The organism is Mesoflavibacter sp. SCSIO 43206, from assembly GCF_019904215.1.
Taxonomy (GTDB): Bacteria; Bacteroidota; Bacteroidia; order Flavobacteriales; family Flavobacteriaceae; genus Mesoflavibacter; species Mesoflavibacter zeaxanthinifaciens.
Genome location: NZ_CP063201.1, coordinates 1,846,343 through 1,869,207, shown reverse-complemented (window position 1 = coordinate 1,869,207; position 22,865 = coordinate 1,846,343). Strand labels below are relative to the sequence as shown.

Sequence of the window (22,865 nt, the reverse complement as noted above, 5' to 3'; positions counted from 1 at the left end):
ATAACTATAATTTATTACAAATTATAATATGTTGTAAGTCGCTATTAATGAAATACCTCCTTTAATATCTGACTGGAACTCATCATTTACCTTATGTTTTTTAGAAAGATAGTAATTAATAGCCAATGACATTTTTTTATTATACTCACATCCTATACCAATAAAAAAGCTTGAATTTTTTTTGGTTTCGTTTTCTTTTGAAAGAATTGAGTAATTGTAATCTTGAAGAAACGTTGATTCTAGTATTAATTCTTGATTATATTCTGAACTTAAAATAAAATTTCTGACATAAGCAACTTGAAGGAAAAGGTTTAGTTTATCGTTAAGTAAAATATAATTTCTTAAACCAATTGGTAGCTCTATAAAAGAGTAAGATATATTTGATCTGTACGAAAAATCTATTAATCCATCTTCTTGTGTAAAATACTCCTCAAATTTTGTATTAGAAATATTTTGATAGTTAGGTGCTATAAAAACACTCCATTTATTTCTTTGAATAGGTAAAACAATTTCTGCTTCAACACCAAAAGTAATACTTGATCCTCCTTCAAAATTGACATCTCTTTCAGAGGTTTTTGTTACACTATAATCATCAAGCCCTGTACTTGGTGCTAATCCATATTCATATTTATAAGTATAATTATTTGATATTTTTGAATATGTACTTAATCCTCCTAATGCTTTTAATCTATAGATAGTTTTTGTTCTTTTTTTATATATCTGATTAAATTCTTGATCTATACATTTATTATATTTTTCAAAAAGATTTACTAATGCATCATTTCTATAATTCAACTTTGTAAATGTTTTCATTGTAAAATTATCGCATAATAAAACTTCATAAAGTTTCTTTTTATAGTCATGAGTTTCTACAACCTTATTTTTTTCTTTTAAATATTTTGTATGACTTAAATATTCCGGAGCTTGTCCTTCTATATTATAAAAAAAGTAATCTTCTTCGTTTTGATACTTATAAAGAGACGCTTTACCTACCAATAGTACTTTTAAAAAAATATAATTATCTATTCTTTTAATAATTTTATTCTCAAGGTCTTTTAAATCTTGAGTTAAAAGATGTTTAATATAATACTGGTCTGTATCATAAACCCTAAATTCTTTTACAGAACTTATAGATTTTTGTTGAGAATTTGACGATTCGTTTAATTTATAAATAAACTTATCTGGACTGTTAGACCAATCTAAGTTTCTTATTAAACATTCTGTTTTATTATCATTTTCATCTATAAAATACCCTCTTTCATAAGTAATTTGAGCTTTTACGGATACAGTTAATAAAAATAATAATAATGTAAGTTTTTTCATGATTTGAATTTATTGATTAAAAATTCAAAATTAAAGAAATATCTTACAGTTACAAATAAAATTAATCTCTTATTAATGGCATTGTACTACAACGTAGTAAGCCTTCTTGTTTGGCTATTTCTGCGTAAGGGACTTCTTCTACAGTAAATCCTTTTTCTCTAAGCCAAGTATTTAAACGTGTAAAGTTTTTTTCTGAAATGATAACATCTTCTGAAATTGAAAAAATGTTGCTATTCATATTGTACATTTCTTCTTTAGAAATAATAAAACAGTTTTCTTTTCCGAAGAAATTTAGTAACCATTCAAATTCAGTTTCATCTCTAAACCCTTCTTTATGTAAGATCGCTTTATCTGTTCCTATGGGTTGGAAACAACAGTCTAAATGCAACGCATTATCGTAAGGGTTAGTTTGAGATTTATTTAAGTCGAAACTCTTTACTTTTTTATGAGGAAATTTTTCTTTGATATAATTTACACCTGCTTCATTAGTCCTAGCAACAATATAATCTGAATAATCTTCTCCTCTGTAAGTCCCGATAAAAATATACTCATTCCAAAGCATGACATCTCCACCTTCTATATGAGCTTCTTCTGGTGGACGTATTACTTTATTTGGATCTATTTGATCTATTACATATTGTACTGCTTCTAATTCGTTTTCACGGTCTGGAAGAATATTTGCTTTAACAAACACATCGTCTATTACAAAAGCTATATCTCTAGCAAATATTTGGTTACAATTTTCAATTATTTCTGGTCTAAATACTTTTACATCATATTTTTCAAAAACTTTTGCGACAGCTTCCATTTCTTTTACCATATCTTCTTCAACTGGATATGTTCCTGCTTTAATATGTTCTAAAGATTTAGGGTCGTAAGCTTCTTCTATTTTTGGAGTTGGACCATTACTTTTTGCGGTTCCTAAAACTACAGCTCGAAGCCTAGATGTTTCGTTTTTTACGTTTAATTTTAGCATAAATTTAATATATAAAAAAGCTTCATAAATAATTATGAAGCTTGTTTTAAAAGTTATATTAGTTCTATCTTTCGTTAATAGATTTAAATTCTCTATGGTTTTCACCAATGTAAATTTGTCTTGGACGTCCAATTGGTTCTTTACGTAAACGCATTTCTCTCCATTGTGCAATCCAACCTGGTAAACGTCCTAAAGCAAACATTACTGTAAACATTTCTACAGGTATGCCCATTGCTCTATAGATAATTCCTGAATAGAAATCTACGTTTGGATATAATTTTCTTTTTACAAAGTAGCCATCGCTTAATGCTTCTTCAGCTAATCCTTTTGCAATATCTAATACAGGATCTTCTACACCTAAGTCTCCTAAAACTTCGTCTGCAGCTTTTTTGATGATTTTTGCTCTTGGGTCAAAGTTTTTATAAACACGGTGACCAAAGCCCATTAAACGGAAAGGGTCTTCTTTATCTTTTGCCTTAGCCATGTATTTTTTTGTATCACCTCCATCTTCTTTAATTCCTTCAAGCATTTCTAAAACAGCTTGGTTTGCTCCACCGTGAAGTGGTCCCCAAAGTGCAGAAATACCAGCTGATAAAGATGCAAATAAACCTGCGTGAGAAGAACCTACAATTCTAACTGTAGATGTAGAACAATTCTGCTCATGGTCTGCATGTAAGATTAATAACTTATCTAATGCATTGATTAAAATATCATTTTGCTCATATGGTTTGTTAGGTTTTTCAAACATCATTTTTAAAATGTTTTCTACGTAACCTAAATCTTCACTACCATAATTTAATGGCAATCCTTGTTTTTTACGCATTGTCCATGCTACAAGCACAGGAAATTTACCTAAGATTTTAACAATAGCATTGTACATATCATCTTCTGAATCAACATTTACAGAAGAAGGATTAAACGCTGTTAAAGCACTTGTTAAAGATGCTAAAACACCCATAGGATGAGCTGTCTTAGGAAAGGCATCTAATATTTTCTTTATATCATCATCTACTACAGATTCTTTCTTAATATCTGCATGAAATTTATCTAACTGCTCTTGTGTTGGTAAATTACCAAAAATTAGAAGATAAGCAACTTCTAAAAAGTCTGCTTTTTCTGCAAGATCTTCTATAGCATAACCTCTATATCTTAATACACCTTCTTCACCATTTAGAAATGTAATAGCACTTTCGCAAGAACCAGTATTTTTGTATCCTGGGTCTATTGTTGTAACGCCACCGGTTACACCTCTAAGTGTTTTAATATCTATTCCTATTTCATTTTCTGTACCTACAATTAATGGAAATTCGTGTTTTTCACCATTAATCTCTAGAATTGCTGTATTTGACATATATAATATTTGTATAATTTAGTTAAAATAAGTGCTGTAAAAGTACGAAAACTAAGCCGTTTTTTAAAGCGTATTAACATGGATTTTGCTATATTGATATAGTTATTTATTATCAAAAAAAAACTCTCATCATTTTAGATGAGAGTTTTCTATAGTTTTTATAAGAAAAAGTAATTATCTATTTATTTTAAAGGCCTTTTCTTTTGGATAATAAGCTACATCTCCTAGCTCTTCTTCTATGCGAAGTAATTGATTGTATTTAGCCATACGATCACTTCGAGATGCTGATCCTGTTTTAATTTGACCACAGTTTAATGCAACTGCTAAATCAGCAATTGTGTTATCTTCTGTTTCTCCTGATCTGTGAGACATTACTGAAGTATAACCAGCATTATGAGCCATATTTACAGCTGCAATAGTTTCGGTTAAAGTACCAATTTGGTTTACTTTAATTAAAATTGAATTTGCTATATCTTGGTCAATTCCTCTAGATAAACGCTCTACATTTGTTACATATAAATCGTCACCAACTAACTGTACTTTATCTCCAATTTTTTCAGTTAAATACTTCCAACCTTCCCAATCATTTTCGTCCATACCATCTTCTATAGAAATAATTGGATATTTTCCTGCTAATTCTGCTAAGTAATCTGCTTGCTCTTGGCTTGTTCTTACTTTCCCTGTTTCACCTTCAAATTTTGAGTAATCGTATTTTCCATCTACATAAAATTCTGCAGCAGCACAATCTAATGCAATCATTACATCATCTCCTAAATTATAACCTGCATTTTTAACAGCTTTTGCAATTGTATCTAATGCATCTTCTGTACCGTCTAGTGTTGGAGCAAAACCTCCTTCATCTCCTACTGCTGTACTTAAGTTTCTGTCGTGTAAAACTTTTTTAAGATTATGGAATATTTCTGTTCCCATTTGTAATGCATGTGAAAAGTTTTTTGCTTTTACAGGCATAACCATAAACTCTTGGAATGCGATTGGAGCATCACTGTGTGATCCACCGTTAATGATATTCATCATTGGGACAGGTAAAGTGTTTGCACTAACACCACCTACGTATCTGTAAAGAGGCATACCTAATTCTGCTGCTGCTGCTTTTGCTACTGCTAAAGACACACCTAAAATAGCATTTGCACCTAATTTAGATTTATTAGGTGTACCATCTATTTTACACATTAATGTGTCAATATAGTTTTGTTCAAAAACGTTAACACCAAGCAGTTCTTCTGCTAAAATATTATTAACATTATCTACTGCTTTAGTTACACCTTTACCCATATATTTATCGCCACCATCTCTAAGCTCTACCGCTTCATGTTCTCCTGTTGAAGCACCAGAAGGAACTGCTGCTCTACCTAAAAATCCATTTTCTGTTTCAACATCTACTTCTACTGTTGGATTTCCTCTTGAATCAAAAATTTGTCTTGCGTGAACATTAATTATAATACTCATATATTTAATTTTTAGTTAATTATCTTCAAATTTAAGTTTAAAATCTCACTATAAACAGCTTTAAAGTGAGAAATACATAAAATTTAATCTATATCGTTTTAGTAAAAGAAATAAGGCAACGAAATTTAATATTCGTTGCCTTTTTTTTATTTGTTTGATTTTATGTTTTCTATGAATTGATCAAAAAGATATGTAGAGTCATTTGGTCCTGGACTAGCTTCTGGATGATACTGTACAGAGAATACATTTTTAGATTTCATTTTTATACCTGCTACTGTATTGTCATTAAGGTGTACATGTGTAATTTCTAGGTCTGGATGCGATTCTGCTTCTTCTCTATTTACTGCAAAACCATGGTTTTGAGATGTTATTTCTCCTTTACCAGTTTCTAAATTCATAATAGGGTGATTTATGCCTCTATGTCCGTGATGCATTTTGTAAGTAGAAATCCCGTTAGCTAAAGCGATAACTTGGTGACCTAAACAAATTCCAAATAAAGGAAGATTTTTATCTATAATTTGTTTTGCTACTTCAATTGCTCCTTTTAAAGGTTCTGGATCACCAGGACCATTTGATAAAAAATAGCCATCAGGATTCCAATCACTCATATCTTTAAAAGTACTATCAAAAGGGAAGACTTTTATATAAGCACCACGTGTTGCTAAATTACGAAGGATGTTCTTTTTTATTCCTATATCTAATGCAGCTATCTTTATAGGAGCATTTTCATCTCCTACATAATATGCTTCTTTAGTTGATACTTTAGAGGCAAGTTCTAAACCATTCATTGAAGGCACTTTTGATAGTTGCTCTTTTAAGCCTTCAACATTATCAACTTCAGTAGAAATAACTGCATTCATCGCTCCGTTTTCACGTATGTATGTAACTAATGCGCGTGTGTCTACATCAGAAATTGCTAAAAGATTATGTTTGTTTAAAAAATCTTCTAATGATCCATCTGCTTTTACTCGGGAAAAATCATAACTAAAGTTACGACAAATTAATCCTGATATTTTAATTGAGTCAGATTCAACTTCTTCATCATTAACTCCATAATTACCAATATGCGCATTGGTTGTTACCATTAATTGTCCATAGTAAGACGGATCTGTAAATATTTCTTGATAACCAGTCATGCCGGTATTAAAACATACTTCTCCAAAAGCAGTGCCTTCTTTGCCTACTGCTTTTCCATGAAAAATTGTTCCGTCTTCTAATAAGATAAGTGCTTTTTTAAGTTTTTGATATTTCATTGTAATAATAAAGGTTTCACAAAATTGCATAAAAAAAAGGATAATCTAAAATAGATTATCCTTTATATGTTAAATGCTAATTAACATTTATTCTTCTTCGTTAGTTGCTGTGTTATCAACTTTAGCTGCAGCTGGTTTAGAACCACCACGTCTACTTCTTCTTGTTGATTTTTTAGGCTTATTACCAGCGTTATAGATTTCGTTATAATCTACTAACTCGATCATAGCCATATCAGCGTTATCTCCTAAACGATTACCTAATTTGATAATACGCGTATATCCACCTGGTCTGTCTCCTACTTTTGTTGCTACTTCTCTAAATAATTCTGTAACAGCCTCTTTTTGTCTTAATCGACTAAAAACGATACGTCTATTATGAGTAGTATCTTCTTTAGCTTTAGTAATCATTGGCTCTACAAAAACTTTTAAAGCTTTTGCTTTAGCAACTGTAGTGTTGATACGCTTGTGCTCTATTAAAGAACAAGCCATGTTAGCTAACATAGATTTTCTATGTGCTGTTTTTCTACCTAAGTGGTTTATTTTTTTTCCGTGTCTCATGACATTTTAGTTTTAACCATCATCTTGCTCTACCCTTTTTGAGGAGCAAAATATGAAGTGTTAGTCTTTATCTAATTTGTATTTTGAAAGATCCATACCGAAGTTAAGACCTTTAACGTTAACAAGCTCTTCAAGCTCTGTTAAAGATTTTTTACCAAAGTTACGGAACTTCATTAAATCATTTTTATTGAAAGATACCAAGTCTCCTAAAGTATCTACTTCTGCAGCTTTTAAACAGTTAAGAGCACGAACAGATAAATCCATATCTACTAACTTTGTTTTAAGCAACTGTCTCATGTGAAGCGATTCTTCATCATATGTTTCAGTTTGAGCTATTTCATCAGCCTCTAAAGTAATTCTCTCGTCTGAGAATAACATAAAGTGGTGAATTAACGTTTTAGCTGCTTCAGTTAAAGCGTCTTGTGGGTTTATAGAACCATCTGTTTGAATCTCGAAAACTAACTTTTCATAATCAGTTTTTTGCTCTACACGATAATTTTCAATGCTGTATTTAACATTTTTAATTGGTGTATAAATCGAATCTGTAAAAATTGTTCCTATAGGAGCTGTAGCTTTTTTGTTTTCTTCAGCAGGAACATAACCTCTACCTTTTTCGATAGTGATTTCCATGTTAATATTTACTTTTGGATCTAAGTTACAGATTACTTGATCTGCGTTTAATACTTGAAATCCTGAAATAAATTTTTGAAAATCTCCAGCAACGATTTGTTCTTGTCCAGAAATTGAAATTGAAACAGACTCATTATCTACATCTTCTATTTGACGCTTAAAACGAACTTGTTTTAAGTTTAAGATAATTTCTGTTACGTCTTCAACAACACCTGGTATTGTAGAAAATTCGTGATCTACACCTTCTATTCTAACTGATGTTATTGCAAAACCTTCTAAAGATGAAAGTAAAACTCTACGTAAAGCATTACCAACTGTTAAACCATAACCTGGTTCTAATGGTCTGAATTCGAATTTACCTTCGAAATCAGTAGAATCAATCATGATTACTTTATCAGGTTTTTGAAAATTAAATACTGCCATATTGTTCTTCGTTTTAATTGTTATTTAGTTGCGCGGTTTATAAGTTTGAAGAGATACGAATAAACCCTTTGGCTAAATACCAATGTTAATTTATTATTTAGAGTATAATTCGACGATGAATTGCTCGTTAATATTTTCTGGTATTTGAATTCTTGCTGGTACAGATACAAAAGTTCCTTCTTTTTTCTCTGTATTCCAAGTAATCCATTCAAATACATTGCTTGAATTTGAAAGTGATCTTTCTATAGCTTCAAGTGATTTAGATTTTTCTCTTACTGCAACAACATCTCCTGCCTTTAATTGGTATGAAGGAATATTTACTACTTCACCATTAACAGTAATATGTCTGTGAGAAACTAATTGTCTTGCTCCTCTTCTTGAAGGAGAGATACCCATTCTAAATACAACGTTATCTAATCTAGACTCACATAATTGTAATAAAACTTCACCTGTAATTCCAGGTGCTGCTGTTGCTCTTTTAAACATGTTTCTGAATTGCTTTTCTAAAATACCATAAGTATATTTAGCTTTTTGCTTTTCCATTAATTGGATTGCATATTCAGATTTTTTACCACGTCTTTTGTTTGCTCCATGTTGTCCTGGAGGGTAATTTCTTTTTTCGAAAGCTTTATCATCTCCGAAGATAGCCTCGCCAAATTTACGAGCTATTTTAGTTTTAGGACCAGTATATCTTGCCATTTTTAAATTAATTAAAGAGTGATTATGAATTAAGGTCTTAATCTTATCCTTCGATAATCGTTAATCTCTTGTTATACTTGTTTTTTAAATTTTCAGTTTGCAAATTTATGCAAAAAATTAATACCATCTGAAAAACAGATGATATTAATTTTATAATGTCTTTTATAACGTAAATTAGTATGCGTTATTAAACTCTTCTTCTTTTAGGAGGACGACATCCGTTGTGTGGTAATGGAGTAACATCTATTATTTCTGTTACTTCGATACCTGCATTGTGAATAGAACGGATAGCAGATTCTCTACCATTACCTGGACCTTTCACATAAACTTTTACCTTTTTTAAACCAGCCTCTTTAGCTACACCTGAAGCATCTTCTGCTGCTAATTGCGCTGCATAAGGAGTATTTTTTTTAGATCCTCTAAAGCCCATCTTACCTGCAGATGACCATGAAATTACGTCACCTTTTTTGTTTGTAAGTGAGATAATGATGTTGTTAAAAGAAGCTGTTATGTGTGCTTCTCCTACAGCATCAATAATAACTTTACGTTTTTTTGTACTTTTAGCGTTATTCTTTGCCATAATATTATTGTTCTTTGTTTTTAGTTAATAGTCGCTAGAATCCTAAACCTTTTAAAATTTCAAACAGATTCCTTCCAACGTCTAAATACTAAAGACCAAATTGTTTATTAGTTTGCTTTTTTCTTGTTAGCAACTGTTTTTCTTCTACCTTTTCTAGTTCTAGAGTTGTTTTTAGTACGTTGTCCTCTTAATGGAAGACCAGCTCTATGACGTATACCTCTGTAACATCCTATGTCCATTAATCGCTTAATGTTTAATTGGGTTTCAGAACGTAATTCACCTTCAATAGTATAGTTACCAACAGCGTCACGGATTGCTCCGATTTGATCATCTGTCCAGTCTTGTACTTTGATGCTTTCGTCTACTTTAGCAGCTGCTAAAATTTCTTTTGCTCTACTTTTACCTACTCCGTAGATATAAGTTAAAGAGATTACTCCTCTTTTCTGTTTTGGTATGTCTACTCCTGCAATTCTTGCCATAATTACCCTTGTCTTTGTTTGAATCTAGGATTCTTTTTATTAATGACGTAAAGTCTACCTTTTCTGCGCACTATTTTACAATCTGCGCTTCTTTTTTTAATTGATGCTCTTACTTTCATCGTATTAGTATCTATAAGTTATACGAGCCTTAGTTAAATCGTAAGGACTCATTTCTAATTTTACTTTATCTCCTGGTAAAAGTTTAATGTAATGCATACGCATTTTACCAGAAATATGCGCAGTCACAATGTGACCATTTTCTAATTCTACTCGGAACATAGCATTAGATAATGCTTCTATAATTGTTCCGTCTTGTTCTATTGCTGCTTGTTTTGCCATGTTAAAAAAATTAAGCTACTGCTTTTCTGTTTTTACCTGTTTTCATCAAGCCATCGTAATGTCTATTTAACAAGTAAGAGTTTACTTGTTGCATAGTATCGATTGCAACTCCAACCATAATTAATAATGATGTACCTCCAAAAAATAATGCCCATCCTTGTTGAACACCCATTAACTTAACTATAAATGCTGGGAACACAGCAATTAAAGCTAAGAATATTGAACCTGGTAACGTTATTTGAGACATTATTTTGTCTAGGTACTCTGATGTTTCTGATCCTGGACGAATACCTGGTATAAAACCACCGCTTCGTTTTAGATCATCAGCCATTTTGTTAGTAGGTACTGTAATTGCAGTATAAAAATATGTAAATATGATTATTAATAAAGCAAATACTAAATTGTACCAAAAACCAAATATATCAGAGAAATTAGTTTGTAACCATAAACCTGCCGATGTATCTTCTAAGAAAGAAGACTTACCAATAAGTCCAGGAACAAACATAATTGCTTGAGCAAATATGATTGGCATTACACCAGAAGCGTTAAGCTTTAATGGAATGTATTGTCTTGATCCAAATACATTCTTTTCATATCCACCAGATGCTGTTCTTCTTGCATATTGTACAGCTATTTTACGTACTGCCATTACTAGCAAGATTGATAATAAGATGATAGCGAACCAAATAACAACTTCAAATAGAATCATCATTACGTTATTACCATCTTGTAATCTTGAAGCAGCATTTTGTAAAAATGCTTTCGGTAAGGTAGCAATAATACCAACCATAATTAATAATGAAATACCATTACCAATTCCTTTGTCAGTTATTTTTTCTCCTAACCACATTGCAAAAATTGTACCTGTAACTAAGATTACTATAGAAGAAACATAAAACATTCCTCCTTGTCCTAATAAAAATGCTGAATTTGGAATACCAAACACTGGACCTAAACTAGCTAAATAACCTGGTGCTTGTACTAGACAGATTGCTATAGTTAACCATCTTGTTATTTGCGTTATTTTCTTTTGTCCGCTTGCACCTTCTTTTTGTAGCTTTTGTAAGTATGGAATAGCTATTCCCATTAATTGAACTACAATAGAGGCTGAAATGTAAGGCATGATTCCTAGAGCAAAAACTGAAGCATTAGCAAAAGCTCCACCAGTAAAGGCATTTAATAATCCAAATAAACCTTCACTAGTTTCAGTTTGTAAGTTAGATAACTGAGCAGCATCTATACCTGGTAATACCACTTGTGCTCCAAATCTGTAAACTAATAACAGACCAACAGTAACGATGATTCTGTTTCTTAGTTCTTCGATTTTCCAAACATTTTTTAATGTCTCTATAAATTTCATGCGTCTATAATTCTTATAAAGTTACAGCTTCTCCTCCTGCAGCTTCGATAGCAGCTTTAGCAGTAGCAGTAAATTTATGAGCTGTTACGTTTAACTTTGATTTTAATTCACCTCTTCCTAAGATTTTAACTAATTCGTTTTTACCAACTAGTCCTAAACTTACAAGTGTTTCAAAATCTAAAGTATCCTTAATTTTCTTATCGTCAACTAATTGTTGGATAGTGTCAAGGTTAACTCCTTGATACTCTTTACGATTTATGTTAGTGAAGCCAAACTTAGGCACTCTACGTTGGATTGGCATTTGCCCTCCTTCGAAACCTACTTTTTTAGAGTATCCTGATCTAGATTTAGCTCCTTTGTGTCCACGTGTTGCAGTACCACCTTTACCAGAACCTTGACCTCTACCTACTCTTTTTCCTTGACCTTTAACTGAACCTTCTGCAGGTTTTAAATTACTTAAATCCATTTTTCAGTATTATTATTTAATTTCTTCTACAGAAACTAAGTGATTTACTTTTGCTACCATTCCTAAGATATTAGGAGTAGCCTCGTGCTCTACAACTTGCCCAATCTTTTTAAGACCAAGAGCTTCTAAAGTTCTCTTTTGTCTTTGAGTTCTATTGATTGCGCTTTTAACTTTTTTTACTTTTATCTTAGACATTTCTGTTTTGATTAACCGTTAAAAACTTTTTCTAAAGAGATTCCTCTTTCACGAGCAATCGATTGTGGGTCTCTTAATTGTAATAAAGCATCAAAAGTAGCTTTTACTACATTGTGTGGGTTTGATGATCCTTGAGACTTAGATAATACATCGTGTACACCTACTGCTTCTAAAACTGTTCTAACAGCTCCTCCAGCAATTACTCCTGTACCAGGAGCTGCAGGTATGATGTTTACTCTTGCACCACCATATTTACCTTTTTGTTCGTGAGGTAATGTTCCTTTTGATATAGGTATACGTACTAAATTTTTCTTAGCATCTTCTATTGCTTTTGCTATTGCACTAGCAACATCTTTTGATTTACCTAGACCATGTCCTACTACACCTGCTTCATCACCAACCACAACGATTGCTGAAAATCCAAATGCTCTACCTCCTTTAGTTACTTTAGTAACTCTTTGCACTCCAACTAAACGATCTTTAAGATCTAATCCACTTGGTTTTACTAACTCTGCGCTTTTGTATTTTTGATACATAATTTCTTAGAATTTAAGTCCTCCTTCTCTAGCTCCTTCAGCTAATGATTTTACTCTTCCGTGATATAAATAACCACCTCTATCAAAAGAAATAGTTTCAACACCAGCCTTTAAGGCTTTTTCAGCGATAGACTTACCTACTAATGCAGCTATTTCAACTTTATTACCTTTTGAAGAACTAATATCTTTATCTCTTGAAGATGCAGCTACTAGTGTTTTACCTGTAACGTCATCTACTATTTGAGCATAAATTTCTTTATTACTTCTGAAAACAGATAATCTCGGTCTTGCTTCTGTACCAGAAACAATCTTACGAATTCTGCTTTTTATTCTTGATCTTCTTTGTGATTTTGTTAACGCCATAACTAAATTATTATGCTGATTTACCAGCTTTTCTTCTTAATTCTTCTCCAACAAACTTAATACCTTTTCCTTTGTATGGTTCAGGCTTTCTGAATCCTCTGATCTTAGCAGCTACTTGACCTACTAATTGCTTATCAAAAGATGAAAGTTTAATAATTGGATTTTTACCTTTTTCAGAAACTGTTTCAACTTTAATTTCTGGTGCTAAACTCATCACTATATTGTGAGAAAAACCTAAGGCTAATTCTAAAACATTACCTTGGTTACTTGCTCTGTATCCTACTCCGACTAACTCTAGTTCTTTAGTCCATCCTTTAGATACTCCTTCAATCATATTATTGATCAAAGAACGGTATAAACCGTGCTTAGCTTTATGTTGTTTAGTTTCTGCAGAACGTGTTACTAATACGTTTCCTTCTTCTACTTTTACTTCTACAGTATCAAAATCTTGAGTTAATTCCCCTAATTTTCCTTTTACCGTAATTGTATTATCTTTTACTGTTACAGTTACTCCTTCTGGAATGGCAACTGGATTATTTCCTATTCTTGACATTTTCTTTCTGGATTTTTAATTAGTAAACGTAACATAAAACTTCGCCACCTACATTCTCTCTTTGGGCTTGTTTACCTGTCATTACTCCGTGAGAAGTAGAAACAATTGCAATACCTAAACCGTTAAGAATTCTTGGCATTTCTTTAGAACCTGAGTACTTACGTAAACCAGGTTTACTAATTCTTTGAATTTTTCTAATTACTGGCTCTTTTGTCTCTTTATTGTACTTAAGAGCTATCTTGATAGTTCCTTGTACTGAAGAGTCATCAAATTTATAACTTAAAATATATCCTTGATCGAATAATATTTTAGTTATATCCTTTTTTAAATTTGAAGCAGGGATTTCAACTACTCTATGATTAGCACGCACAGCGTTTCTAATTCTAGTTAAATAATCTGCTATTGGATCTGTATACATATGTATTAATTTGCGGACTTGGTTTTTGCACTATTGCAAACCTTAATCCAATTTATAATAATTTTACCAACTTGCTTTTTTAACACCTGGTATTAAACCTTTGTTTGCCATTTCTCTAAACATTACACGAGAGATACCAAAAGTACGCATGTATCCTTTTGGTCTTCCTGTAAGTTTACATCTATTGTGCATACGAACCGGAGAGGCATTTTTAGGTAACTTCTGTAATGCTTCGTAATCTCCAGCTTCTTTTAAAGCTTTACGTTTCTCAGCATATTTAGCTACTGTTTTTGCTCTTTTAACCTCACGGGCTTTCATTGATTCTTTAGCCATAATTTAGTTTTTTTGAAAAGGCAATCCTAATTCTGTTAATAATGATTTTGCTTCTTTATCAGTTTCAGCAGAAGTTACAAATGTAATATCCATTCCGTCAATTTTATTAACTTTATCGATATTTATTTCTGGAAATATAATTTGTTCAGTAACTCCTAGGTTGTAGTTACCTCTTCCGTCAAAACCTGTAGCCTTAATTCCGTTAAAATCTCTTACACGTGGTAACGCTGTAGTGATTAAACGGTCTAAAAACTCATACATTCTTTCTCCACGTAAAGTAACTTTTGCTCCGATTGGCATTCCTTTACGTAATTTGAAAGACGCAACATCCTTTTTAGACATAGTAGCAACAGCTTTTTGACCAGTAATAGTTGTTAATTCTTCTACTGCGTGGTCTACTAATTTTTTATCTGCTACTGCAGCACCAACACCTCTAGAAAGCACTATTTTTTCTAGCTTTGGTACTTGCATAACGTTACTATATCCAAATTCTTCTGTAAGAGCTGCAATTACTTTGCTTTTATACTCTTCTTTTAGTCTCGGTGAATATCCCATAACTATAATACTTCATTAGATTTTTTAGAAAATCTTACTTTTTTATCACCTTCCATTCTATAACCTACTCTAGTTGTTTCTCCTTTAGAAGTTAACAATGATAAGTTTGAAATGTTAATTGGTGCTTCTTTTTCTACAATACCACCTTGAGGGTTTTGTGCACTTGGTTTAGTATGTTTCTTAACCATGTTCACGCCTTCTACTATAGCTTTGTTTTTTTCGATAAGCACTTTTTGTACTATACCTTCAGATCCTTTATGATCACCTGCTATAACTTTTACGGTATCTCCTGTTTTTATTTTAAGCTTTGCCATCTTATTTATCAATTAAAGCACCTCTGGTGCTAATGATACAATTTTCATGAATTGTTTATCACGAAGTTCTCTAGCTACAGGTCCAAATACACGTGTTCCTCTCATTTCTCCTGTTGGATTTAATAAAACACATGCGTTATCGTCAAATCTAATATAAGATCCATCTGGACGTCTAACTTCTTTTTTGGTACGAACAACTACTGCAGTAGAAACAGCTCCTTTTTTAACGTTTCCGTTAGGAGTTGCATCTTTTACTGAAACGACAATTTTGTCTCCTACAGAAGCATATCTTCTTTTAGTACCACCTAGAACACGAATAGTTAATACTTCTTTTGCTCCAGTGTTGTCTGCTACTTTTAATCTTGATTCTTGTTGTACCATAATTACTTCGCTCTTTCAATTATTTCAACTAATCTCCAACATTTAGATTTACTTAAAGGTCTTGTTTCCATGATCTTTACAGTATCACCAATGTTACAATCATTTGTCTCGTCGTGTGCTACGTATTTTTTAGTCTTTAATACGAACTTTCCGTACATTGGGTGTTTTACTTTTTTAACCTCAGAAACCACAATTGACTTCTGCATTTTGTTACTAGTAACTACACCTATACGCTCTTTTCTTAAATTTCTATTTTCCATCTTTAAGCAGAATTATTTTAAATCTCTTTTAGTTAATTCCGTAGCTATTCTAGCAACATCACGTCTTACTGAACGTAATTGAATAGGATTCTCTAAAGGAGAGACTGCATGAGCCATTTTTAAATCTACATAGCTCTTTTTTGTTTCACTAAGTTTCTCTTGTAACTCAGCTACAGATAATTCTTTAATTTCTGACTGTTTCATAATATTAATTAATTATGCTTCGTAATCTCTAGCGATTACAAACTTAGTTTTTACTGGTAATTTTTGAGCTGCAAGTCTTAATGCTTCTTTAGCAACGTCTAAAGGCACACCTCCAACTTCAAATAAGATTCTTCCTGGTTTAACAACAGCCGCCCAATATTCTACAGCACCTTTACCTTTACCCATACGTACTTCAAGAGGTTTCTTTGTGATAGGCTTGTCTGGAAATATTTTAATCCATAATTGCCCTTCTCTTTTCATGTAACGAGTAGCTGCAATACGAGCTGCTTCAATTTGACGTGAAGTTAGAAAGTTAGAATCTAATGATTTTATTCCAAAAGTTCCGTAAGATAATTGGTGACCTCTACCAGAGTTCCCTTTCATACGTCCCTTTTGTTGTTTTCTAAATTTTGTTCTTTTAGGCTGTAACATTTTTTCTGTGCTTTAAAAAATTACTTTCTACGACGTGATTTATTATCTCTCTTTCCACCACGACCACCTTTTCCTTGCTTCTTAGATAATCCAACAAGAGGAGAAAGCTCTCTTTTTCCATATACTTCACCTTTCATGATCCATACCTTAACACCTAGTCTACCATAGGTAGTGTGTGCTTCAACTAAAGCATAGTCAATATCGGCTCTAAAAGTTGATAAAGGAATACGTCCCTCTTTATAGTGTTCTGAACGTGCCATTTCAGCACCATTTAAACGACCACTAATTTGAACTTTAATTCCTTCTGCATTCATACGCATTGTTGCAGCAATAGCCATTTTAATTGCTCTTCTGTAAGAAATACGATTTTCTATTTGGCGAGCAATACTTGATGCAACTAAAAACGCATCTAGTTCAGGTCTTTTTATTTCAAAAATATTAATCTGAACTTCTTTTCCTGTAATTTTCTTAAGCTCTTCTTTTAACTTGTCTACCTCTTGACCGCCTTTACCGATAATAATACCAGGTCTAGCAGTAGTGATAGTAACGGTTACAAGTTTAAGAGTTCTTTCGATAATTACTCTTGACACACTAGCTTTAGATAAACGAGCATAAACATACTTTCTTATCTTATCGTCTTCGGCAAGTTTATCACCATAATCGTTTCCTCCGTACCAGTTAGATTCCCATCCTCTGATAATTCCTAAGCGATTTCCGATTGGATTTGTTTTTTGTCCCATATCTATCTTAGCTTTGTGTATTATTGTTAGCTCCTACTACGATTGTTACGTGGTTTGAGCGTTTTCTTATTCTGTGTGCACGTCCTTGAGGAGCTGGTCTTAATCTTTTTAACATAGATCCACCATCAACTCTTATCTCTTGAACAAAAAGTTCAGCATCTTCTATACTAGCATCTTCATTTTTTGCTTGCCAATTAGCTATCGCAGATAATAATAATTTTTCTAAACGATTTGAAGCTTCTTTTTGGCTAAACTTTAAAATATTAAGTGCTTTCTCTACGCGTTCACCTCTAACTAAATCAGCAACTAAACGCATTTTTCTTGGTGACGTAGGACAGTTATTAAGTTTTGCAAAAGCTACTTGCTTTTTTGCATCCTTAATAGCGTCTGCCATTTGTTTTTTACGACTTCCCATAGCTTACTTTTTTCCTTTATTTTTAGCACCAGCATGTCCTCTAAAAGATCTTGTTGGTGAAAATTCTCCTAATTTATGTCCAACCATGTTTTCTGTAACATAAACTGGAACAAACTGACGACCGTTATGTACTGCGATTGTTTGACCAACAAAATCAGGTGTAATCATACTAGCTCTTGACCATGTTTTGATTACAGTTTTTTTGTTAGCTTCTACATTAGCAGCTACTTTCTTTTCTAATTTATAATGAACGTAAGGTCCTTTTTTTAATGATCTTGCCATGTCTTATTATTTCTTTCTACGTTCTACAATGTACTTGTTACTTGCTTTTGTTTTAGAACGGGTTCTGTAACCTTTAGCAGGCACACCGTTTCTAGAACGTGGATGTCCACCTGCAGACTTACCTTCACCACCTCCCATTGGGTGATCAACTGGGTTCATTACTACAGGTCTTGTTCTTGGACGTCTTCCTAACCATCTACTACGTCCTGCTTTACCAGAAACTAATAATTGATGATCTGAGTTAGATACAGCTCCAATTGTAGCCATACATGTAGACAAGATTAATCTAGTTTCTCCTGAAGGTAATTTGATCGTAACAAATTTACCATCCTTTGCCATTAATTGTGCAAAAGCACCAGCACTACGTGCCATAACAGCACCTTGACCAGGTCTTAACTCTACACAAGAAATAATTGTACCTAATGGTATATTAGCTAATGGCATAGCATTTCCAATTTCAGGAGATGCAGTTTCACCAGAAACAACAGTTTGCCCAACTTTTAATCCATTTTGAGCTATAATATATGCTTTTTCACCATCTTGATAGTTTAATAAAGCAATAAACGCTGTTCTGTTTGGGTCGTATTGGATCGAAGCAACTTCAGCAGGAACACCCACTTTAGTTCTTTTAAAATCGATAATACGATACCTTCTTTTATGACCACCACCTTTGTAGCGCATAGTCATACGTCCTTGACTGTTTCTACCACCTGATCTTTTTTTCGGAGCTAATAAACTTTTCTCCGGCTTGTCAGTAGTAACGGCGTCAAACCCGTTTACTACTCTAAATCGCTGACCTGGTGTGATTGGTTTTAATTTTCTTACTGACATTTGTCTTTAATTACATGTTAGTGTATAAATCAATCATTTCACCTTCCGCCAGTTGTACAATTGCTTTTTTCATTGCATTTGTTTTACCATGTTGAATACCAGTTTTTGTATACTTAGTATTTCTATCTGGACGGACATTTATAGTACGAACTTTTTCTACAGAAACGCCATAAGCAGCTTCTACTGCTTTTTTAATTTCTACCTTGTTCGCCTTTGTGTTCACGAAGAAACTGTAACAGTTATTTAATTCACTGTTTGCAGTTGCTTTTTCTGTGATTATAGGTTTAATTAAGATACTCATTTTGTTTCTTATTTACTTAAGTTCGACTCAATTCCTTCTAAAGAACCCTCTAAAAGAATAACTTGATTTGCATTTAGTATTTTATAAGTGTTTAATTCTGAGGTAGTTACAACTTCAGACCCTTTTAAATTACGTGACGACAAATATACATTATTATTTGACGCACCCAAGACAAACAATGATTTTTTGTCTTGTAGGTTTAATGCGTTTAAGATTGCTGTAAAGTTTTTAGTCTTTGGAGTGTCAAAATTAAAGTCTTCTAAAACTATAATTGATTTCTCGTTTGCCTTAATACTTAATGCAGACTTACGCGCTAAACGCTTTAAGTTTTTATTTAATTTAAAAGAGTAGTTTCTTGGTCTTGGTCCGAACATACGTCCTCCTCCTTTAAACACTCCTGATTTGATACTACCAGCTCTGGCAGTACCAGTACCCTTTTGCTTTTTAATTTTACGAGTACTTCCTGCAATTTCTGCTCTTTCTTTAGACTTATGCGTACCTTGTCTTTGATTTGCTAGGTATTGCTTTACATCTAAATATACAGCATGATTGTTAGGCTCTATAGCAAAAACACCATCAGAAAGGTCTGCCTTTCTTCCTGTTTCTTTTCCGTTTATATCTAAAACTGCTACTTTCATTACTTTCTGATAATTACATAAGCGTTTTTGTGTCCAGGTACACAACCTTTAACAACAAGTAAGTTCTTTTCTGGAACTACTTTTAAAACTCTTAAATTTTCAACTTTAATTGAGTCTCCACCCATACGACCTGCCATACGCATTCCTTTAAATACTCTTGCAGGATAAGATGCAGCACCAATAGATCCTGGTGCTCTTAAACGGTTATGTTGACCATGAGTAGCTTGTCCTACTCCGCCAAAACCATGACGTTTAACAACTCCTTGAAATCCTTTTCCTTTTGATGTTCCTGAAACATCAACAAACTCACCTTCAGCGAAGTGATCTACAGTGATTGCATCACCTAATTTGTACTCCTCCTCAAAACCTTTAAATTCGACAAGTTTGCGTTTTACAGAAGTACCTGCTTTTTTAGCGTGACCTAAGTCTGCTTTTGTAGCACTTTTTTCTGTCGCGTCATCGAAACCTAATTGTACAGCATTGTAGCCATCAACTTCTTCAGTTCTGACTTGGGTAACGATACATGGTCCAGCTTCGATTACTGTACATGGAATGTTTTTTCCATTTTCATCAAAGATGCTGGTCATACCGATCTTTTTTCCAATTAACCCAGACATATTTATTTATTTAATTATTAATTTATTTATTAAAACTCAAGGCTGAAAAATACGTTTCAGCCTTGAATTGTATTTTTACCGTTTTTCCTTCGCTCGCAGCTCCGGACATGTTTCGTTTAAATTCCTTAAACGAATTTTAATCTTACTTACACCTTAATTTCAACTTCAACTCCACTTGGTAATTCAAGCTTCATTAAAGCATCAATTGTCTTAGAAGATGAAGAGTAAATATCTAATAATCTCTTGTAAGAGCTTAATTGAAATTGTTCTCTAGACTTCTTATTTACGTGTGGTGAACGTAATACAGTGAAAATCTTTTTGTGTGTTGGTAATGGAATTGGTCCAGTTACTACAGCACCAGTACTTTTTACTGTTTTTACAATCTTTTCAGCAGACTTGTCTACTAAATTGTGATCGTAAGACTTTAATTTTATTCTGATTTTTTGACTCATTTTCTTAAGATTTACGATTCAGCGCCTTTAGCAGCTTTTATTACTTCTTCTGAAATGTTAGATGGAGTTTCTGCATAATGAGAAAATTCCATTGTAGAAGTTGCACGTCCTGAAGATAATGTTCTTAATGTAGTTACATATCCAAACATTTCTGATAATGGTACAGTTGCTTTTACTGTTTTAGCTCCTGCTCTGTCACCCATATCACTAACTTGTCCTCTACGACGGTTTAAGTCTCCTACGATATCACCCATGTTTTCTTCTGGAGTGATAACTTCTAACTTCATTATTGGTTCCATTATTACAGCTTTTGCAGCTTTTGCAGCAGCTTTGAAACCTAATTTAGCAGCTAATTCGAACGATAACTGATCAGAATCCACATCGTGGTAAGATCCATCTGTTAAAGTCACTTTCATAGCGTCTACTTCGTATCCTGCTAATGGACCATTTTTCATAGCCTCTTTAAATCCTTTTTCTACTGAAGGAACAAATTCTTTTGGTACGTTACCTCCTTTAATTTCAGAGACAAATTCTAAACCATCTTTTCCTTCTTCAGCTGGCTCTAAAGTAAATACAATGTCTGCGAATTTACCACGTCCTCCAGATTGCTTTTTATAAACTTCTCTGTGTTCTGCACGTTGTGTAACTGCTTCTTTGTACTCTACTTGGGGTTGACCTTGACTTACTTCAACTTTAAATTCACGCTTTAAACGATCTACAATAATATCTAAGTGAAGCTCACCCATTCCAGATATAATTGTTTGACCTGAAGCTTCATCAGTTCTTGCTGTAAATGTTGGATCTTCTTCAGCTAATTTAGCTAAAGCCATACCTAATTTATCAACATCTGCTTTAGTCTTTGGTTCTACCGCGATACCGATTACTGGATCCGGGAATTCCATAGATTCTAAAACGATTGGTGCATTTTCTGATGATAAAGTATCTCCTGTTTTAATATCTTTAAAACCTACAGCTGCTCCAATATCTCCTGCTTCGATAAAATCGATTGCATTTTGTTTATTAGAGTGCATTTGGTAAATACGAGAGATACGCTCTTTTTTACCTGAACGATTATTTAACACATAAGAACCTGCATCTAAACGACCAGAATATGCACGGAAGAATGCTAAACGACCTACGAATGGATCTGTAGCAATCTTAAACGCTAAAGCTGAAAATGGATCTTTAGCATCTGGTTTACGCACAACAGAATCTCCTGTATTAGGATCTGTTCCTACAATATTATCTCTATCTAACGGAGAAGGCAAATAACGACATACAGCATCTAATAAAAACTGCACACCTTTATTTTTGAAAGAAGAACCACATACCATTGGTATTATAGCCATATCCATTACAGCAGCTCTAAGCGCAGCATGCACTTCTTCTTCTGTAATAGAATCTTCATCTTCCATAAATTTTTCTAAAAGATTCTCGTCGTAAGTTGCAACTTCTTCAATTAAAAGTGCACGGTACTTACGCGCTTCTTCTTTCATATCTTCTGGAATATCGATAACATCAAAAGTTGCCCCTTGAGTTTCGTCATGCCATACGATAGCTCTGTTTTTTACTAAGTCTATGATACCTTTAAAGTCTGCCTCATCACCAATATTTAGTACGATTGGCACAGCGTTTGACTTTAACATATCTTTTACTTGTTGACATACCGCTAAGAAATTAGATCCTTGACGGTCCATTTTGTTAACAAATCCGATACGTGGTACTTTATAATTATCAGCAAGTCTCCAGTTAGTTTCAGATTGTGGCTCAACACCATCTACTGCACTAAATAAGAATACTAAACCGTCTAATACACGTAAAGAACGATTTACCTCTACTGTAAAATCAACGTGACCAGGAGTATCAATAATATTAAAGTGATAATCTTTAGTTTCTGGTAATGGTTGTGCGTTTTCCATTGGAAACTTCCACGTACAAGTTGTAGCAGCAGAAGTAATTGTAATACCTCTTTCTTGCTCTTGCTCCATCCAGTCCATAGTAGCAGCACCATCATGTACCTCTCCTATCTTATGAGAAACTCCTGTATAATAAAGAATACGCTCTGTTGTTGTAGTTTTACCTGCATCAATATGAGCTGCAATTCCTATGTTTCTTGTATATTTTAAATCTCTTGCCATTTC

35 protein-coding genes are annotated in these 22,865 nt (G+C 33.0%); all 35 read right to left on the bottom strand.

All coding sequences use genetic code 11. From position 1 onward, the window contains the following. Positions 1 to 21: 21 nt before the first annotated feature. Complete coding sequence (locus INR78_RS08645; protein WP_223076191.1) at positions 22 to 1,323, bottom strand: hypothetical protein; 1,302 nt, start codon at positions 1,321 to 1,323, stop codon at positions 22 to 24. Positions 1,324 to 1,384: 61 nt separating this feature from the next. After that, positions 1,385 to 2,299: a dimethylarginine dimethylaminohydrolase family protein gene (locus tag INR78_RS08640; protein WP_223076190.1), complete on the bottom strand. Its 915-nt coding sequence runs from the start codon at positions 2,297 to 2,299 to the stop codon at positions 1,385 to 1,387. Positions 2,300 to 2,363: 64 nt separating this feature from the next. Further along, positions 2,364 to 3,650, bottom strand: a complete 1,287-nt coding sequence (locus INR78_RS08635) for a citrate synthase (RefSeq protein WP_223076189.1) — start codon at positions 3,648 to 3,650, stop codon at positions 2,364 to 2,366. A 174-nt stretch (positions 3,651 to 3,824) separates the two neighbouring features. Then, on the bottom strand, positions 3,825 to 5,117 hold the full coding sequence (gene eno / locus INR78_RS08630) for a phosphopyruvate hydratase (protein ID WP_223076188.1): 1,293 nt from the start codon (positions 5,115 to 5,117) through the stop codon (positions 3,825 to 3,827). A 146-nt stretch (positions 5,118 to 5,263) separates the two neighbouring features. After that, positions 5,264 to 6,370 carry a glutamine-hydrolyzing carbamoyl-phosphate synthase small subunit gene (gene carA / locus INR78_RS08625; protein WP_223076187.1) on the bottom strand — a complete coding sequence of 369 codons (1,107 nt, stop codon included), beginning with the start codon at positions 6,368 to 6,370 and terminating at the stop codon, positions 5,264 to 5,266. Positions 6,371 to 6,457: 87 nt separating this feature from the next. Beyond that, positions 6,458 to 6,928, bottom strand: coding sequence for a 50S ribosomal protein L17 (gene rplQ / locus INR78_RS08620; protein WP_027880188.1), 471 nt, complete (start codon positions 6,926 to 6,928; stop codon positions 6,458 to 6,460). A 60-nt stretch (positions 6,929 to 6,988) separates the two neighbouring features. After that, positions 6,989 to 7,981: a DNA-directed RNA polymerase subunit alpha gene (locus INR78_RS08615; protein WP_027880189.1), complete on the bottom strand. Its 993-nt coding sequence runs from the start codon at positions 7,979 to 7,981 to the stop codon at positions 6,989 to 6,991. Positions 7,982 to 8,074: 93 nt separating this feature from the next. Beyond that, entirely contained in the window at positions 8,075 to 8,680 is a 606-nt protein-coding gene (rpsD, locus tag INR78_RS08610; RefSeq protein WP_027880190.1) for a 30S ribosomal protein S4, read from the bottom strand. A gap of 187 nt (positions 8,681 to 8,867) precedes the next feature. After that, positions 8,868 to 9,260: a 30S ribosomal protein S11 gene (rpsK, locus tag INR78_RS08605; RefSeq protein ID WP_027880191.1), complete on the bottom strand. Its 393-nt coding sequence runs from the start codon at positions 9,258 to 9,260 to the stop codon at positions 8,868 to 8,870. A gap of 107 nt (positions 9,261 to 9,367) precedes the next feature. Continuing rightward, positions 9,368 to 9,739: a 30S ribosomal protein S13 gene (rpsM, locus tag INR78_RS08600; RefSeq protein WP_223076186.1), complete on the bottom strand. Its 372-nt coding sequence runs from the start codon at positions 9,737 to 9,739 to the stop codon at positions 9,368 to 9,370. Between the two features lie 2 nt (positions 9,740 to 9,741). Further along, positions 9,742 to 9,858: a type B 50S ribosomal protein L36 gene (ykgO, locus tag INR78_RS08595; protein WP_010519235.1), complete on the bottom strand. Its 117-nt coding sequence runs from the start codon at positions 9,856 to 9,858 to the stop codon at positions 9,742 to 9,744. Positions 9,859 to 9,862: 4 nt separating this feature from the next. After that, a complete protein-coding gene (infA, locus tag INR78_RS08590; RefSeq protein WP_007094967.1) occupies positions 9,863 to 10,078 on the bottom strand; it encodes a translation initiation factor IF-1 in 216 nt (71 codons plus the stop codon). Positions 10,079 to 10,088: 10 nt separating this feature from the next. Further along, positions 10,089 to 11,438, bottom strand: coding sequence for a preprotein translocase subunit SecY (secY, locus tag INR78_RS08585; protein ID WP_027880193.1), 1,350 nt, complete (start codon positions 11,436 to 11,438; stop codon positions 10,089 to 10,091). A 13-nt stretch (positions 11,439 to 11,451) separates the two neighbouring features. Further along, positions 11,452 to 11,904, bottom strand: a complete 453-nt coding sequence (rplO, locus tag INR78_RS08580; protein WP_223076185.1) for a 50S ribosomal protein L15 — start codon at positions 11,902 to 11,904, stop codon at positions 11,452 to 11,454. Positions 11,905 to 11,916: 12 nt separating this feature from the next. Next, the gene (gene rpmD, locus INR78_RS08575) at positions 11,917 to 12,099 is read right to left on the bottom strand and encodes a 50S ribosomal protein L30 (RefSeq protein ID WP_027880195.1); all 183 of its coding nucleotides are present in this window, start codon (positions 12,097 to 12,099) and stop codon (positions 11,917 to 11,919) included. 11 nt (positions 12,100 to 12,110) lie between these two features. After that, positions 12,111 to 12,635 carry a 30S ribosomal protein S5 gene (rpsE, locus tag INR78_RS08570; protein ID WP_027880196.1) on the bottom strand — a complete coding sequence of 175 codons (525 nt, stop codon included), beginning with the start codon at positions 12,633 to 12,635 and terminating at the stop codon, positions 12,111 to 12,113. A 6-nt stretch (positions 12,636 to 12,641) separates the two neighbouring features. After that, positions 12,642 to 12,998 (bottom strand): 50S ribosomal protein L18, encoded by a 357-nt coding sequence (gene rplR, locus INR78_RS08565; RefSeq protein WP_027880197.1) that lies wholly within the window; start codon positions 12,996 to 12,998, stop codon positions 12,642 to 12,644. Positions 12,999 to 13,008: 10 nt separating this feature from the next. Then, positions 13,009 to 13,551: a 50S ribosomal protein L6 gene (gene rplF, locus INR78_RS08560; RefSeq protein WP_027880198.1), complete on the bottom strand. Its 543-nt coding sequence runs from the start codon at positions 13,549 to 13,551 to the stop codon at positions 13,009 to 13,011. A gap of 19 nt (positions 13,552 to 13,570) precedes the next feature. Next, entirely contained in the window at positions 13,571 to 13,969 is a 399-nt protein-coding gene (gene rpsH, locus INR78_RS08555; RefSeq protein ID WP_027880199.1) for a 30S ribosomal protein S8, read from the bottom strand. Positions 13,970 to 14,032: 63 nt separating this feature from the next. Beyond that, complete coding sequence (gene rpsN, locus INR78_RS08550) at positions 14,033 to 14,302, bottom strand: 30S ribosomal protein S14 (RefSeq protein ID WP_027880200.1); 270 nt, start codon at positions 14,300 to 14,302, stop codon at positions 14,033 to 14,035. Between the two features lie 3 nt (positions 14,303 to 14,305). Next, complete coding sequence (gene rplE, locus INR78_RS08545; protein ID WP_027880201.1) at positions 14,306 to 14,857, bottom strand: 50S ribosomal protein L5; 552 nt, start codon at positions 14,855 to 14,857, stop codon at positions 14,306 to 14,308. Between the two features lie 2 nt (positions 14,858 to 14,859). Continuing rightward, on the bottom strand, positions 14,860 to 15,171 hold the full coding sequence (rplX, locus tag INR78_RS08540; protein WP_223076184.1) for a 50S ribosomal protein L24: 312 nt from the start codon (positions 15,169 to 15,171) through the stop codon (positions 14,860 to 14,862). Between the two features lie 12 nt (positions 15,172 to 15,183). Further along, a complete protein-coding gene (rplN, locus tag INR78_RS08535) occupies positions 15,184 to 15,552 on the bottom strand; it encodes a 50S ribosomal protein L14 (RefSeq protein WP_027880203.1) in 369 nt (122 codons plus the stop codon). A gap of 2 nt (positions 15,553 to 15,554) precedes the next feature. Further along, the gene (rpsQ, locus tag INR78_RS08530) at positions 15,555 to 15,812 is read right to left on the bottom strand and encodes a 30S ribosomal protein S17 (RefSeq protein ID WP_027880204.1); all 258 of its coding nucleotides are present in this window, start codon (positions 15,810 to 15,812) and stop codon (positions 15,555 to 15,557) included. Between the two features lie 12 nt (positions 15,813 to 15,824). Continuing rightward, positions 15,825 to 16,016 carry a 50S ribosomal protein L29 gene (rpmC, locus tag INR78_RS08525; RefSeq protein ID WP_027880205.1) on the bottom strand — a complete coding sequence of 64 codons (192 nt, stop codon included), beginning with the start codon at positions 16,014 to 16,016 and terminating at the stop codon, positions 15,825 to 15,827. A gap of 12 nt (positions 16,017 to 16,028) precedes the next feature. Then, entirely contained in the window at positions 16,029 to 16,448 is a 420-nt protein-coding gene (rplP, locus tag INR78_RS08520; RefSeq protein ID WP_027880206.1) for a 50S ribosomal protein L16, read from the bottom strand. A 20-nt stretch (positions 16,449 to 16,468) separates the two neighbouring features. Beyond that, positions 16,469 to 17,188 (bottom strand): 30S ribosomal protein S3, encoded by a 720-nt coding sequence (gene rpsC, locus INR78_RS08515; protein ID WP_027880207.1) that lies wholly within the window; start codon positions 17,186 to 17,188, stop codon positions 16,469 to 16,471. A gap of 7 nt (positions 17,189 to 17,195) precedes the next feature. Continuing rightward, complete coding sequence (gene rplV / locus INR78_RS08510; protein WP_027880208.1) at positions 17,196 to 17,603, bottom strand: 50S ribosomal protein L22; 408 nt, start codon at positions 17,601 to 17,603, stop codon at positions 17,196 to 17,198. Positions 17,604 to 17,606: 3 nt separating this feature from the next. Then, the gene (gene rpsS, locus INR78_RS08505; protein ID WP_027880209.1) at positions 17,607 to 17,885 is read right to left on the bottom strand and encodes a 30S ribosomal protein S19; all 279 of its coding nucleotides are present in this window, start codon (positions 17,883 to 17,885) and stop codon (positions 17,607 to 17,609) included. 6 nt (positions 17,886 to 17,891) lie between these two features. Beyond that, a complete protein-coding gene (gene rplB, locus INR78_RS08500) occupies positions 17,892 to 18,716 on the bottom strand; it encodes a 50S ribosomal protein L2 (protein WP_027880210.1) in 825 nt (274 codons plus the stop codon). A gap of 10 nt (positions 18,717 to 18,726) precedes the next feature. Next, positions 18,727 to 19,017: a 50S ribosomal protein L23 gene (gene rplW / locus INR78_RS08495; protein WP_027880211.1), complete on the bottom strand. Its 291-nt coding sequence runs from the start codon at positions 19,015 to 19,017 to the stop codon at positions 18,727 to 18,729. Between the two features lie 8 nt (positions 19,018 to 19,025). Further along, positions 19,026 to 19,655: a 50S ribosomal protein L4 gene (gene rplD, locus INR78_RS08490; RefSeq protein WP_106676759.1), complete on the bottom strand. Its 630-nt coding sequence runs from the start codon at positions 19,653 to 19,655 to the stop codon at positions 19,026 to 19,028. Next, positions 19,655 to 20,272, bottom strand: coding sequence for a 50S ribosomal protein L3 (rplC, locus tag INR78_RS08485; protein ID WP_027880213.1), 618 nt, complete (start codon positions 20,270 to 20,272; stop codon positions 19,655 to 19,657). The genes rplD and rplC overlap by 1 nt, the downstream gene beginning before the upstream one ends. Before the next feature lie 146 nt (positions 20,273 to 20,418). Beyond that, positions 20,419 to 20,724: a 30S ribosomal protein S10 gene (gene rpsJ / locus INR78_RS08480; RefSeq protein WP_010181931.1), complete on the bottom strand. Its 306-nt coding sequence runs from the start codon at positions 20,722 to 20,724 to the stop codon at positions 20,419 to 20,421. Between the two features lie 11 nt (positions 20,725 to 20,735). Then, positions 20,736 to 22,862 (bottom strand): elongation factor G, encoded by a 2,127-nt coding sequence (gene fusA, locus INR78_RS08475; protein WP_027880214.1) that lies wholly within the window; start codon positions 22,860 to 22,862, stop codon positions 20,736 to 20,738. Between the last annotated feature and the right edge of the window lie 3 nt (positions 22,863 to 22,865).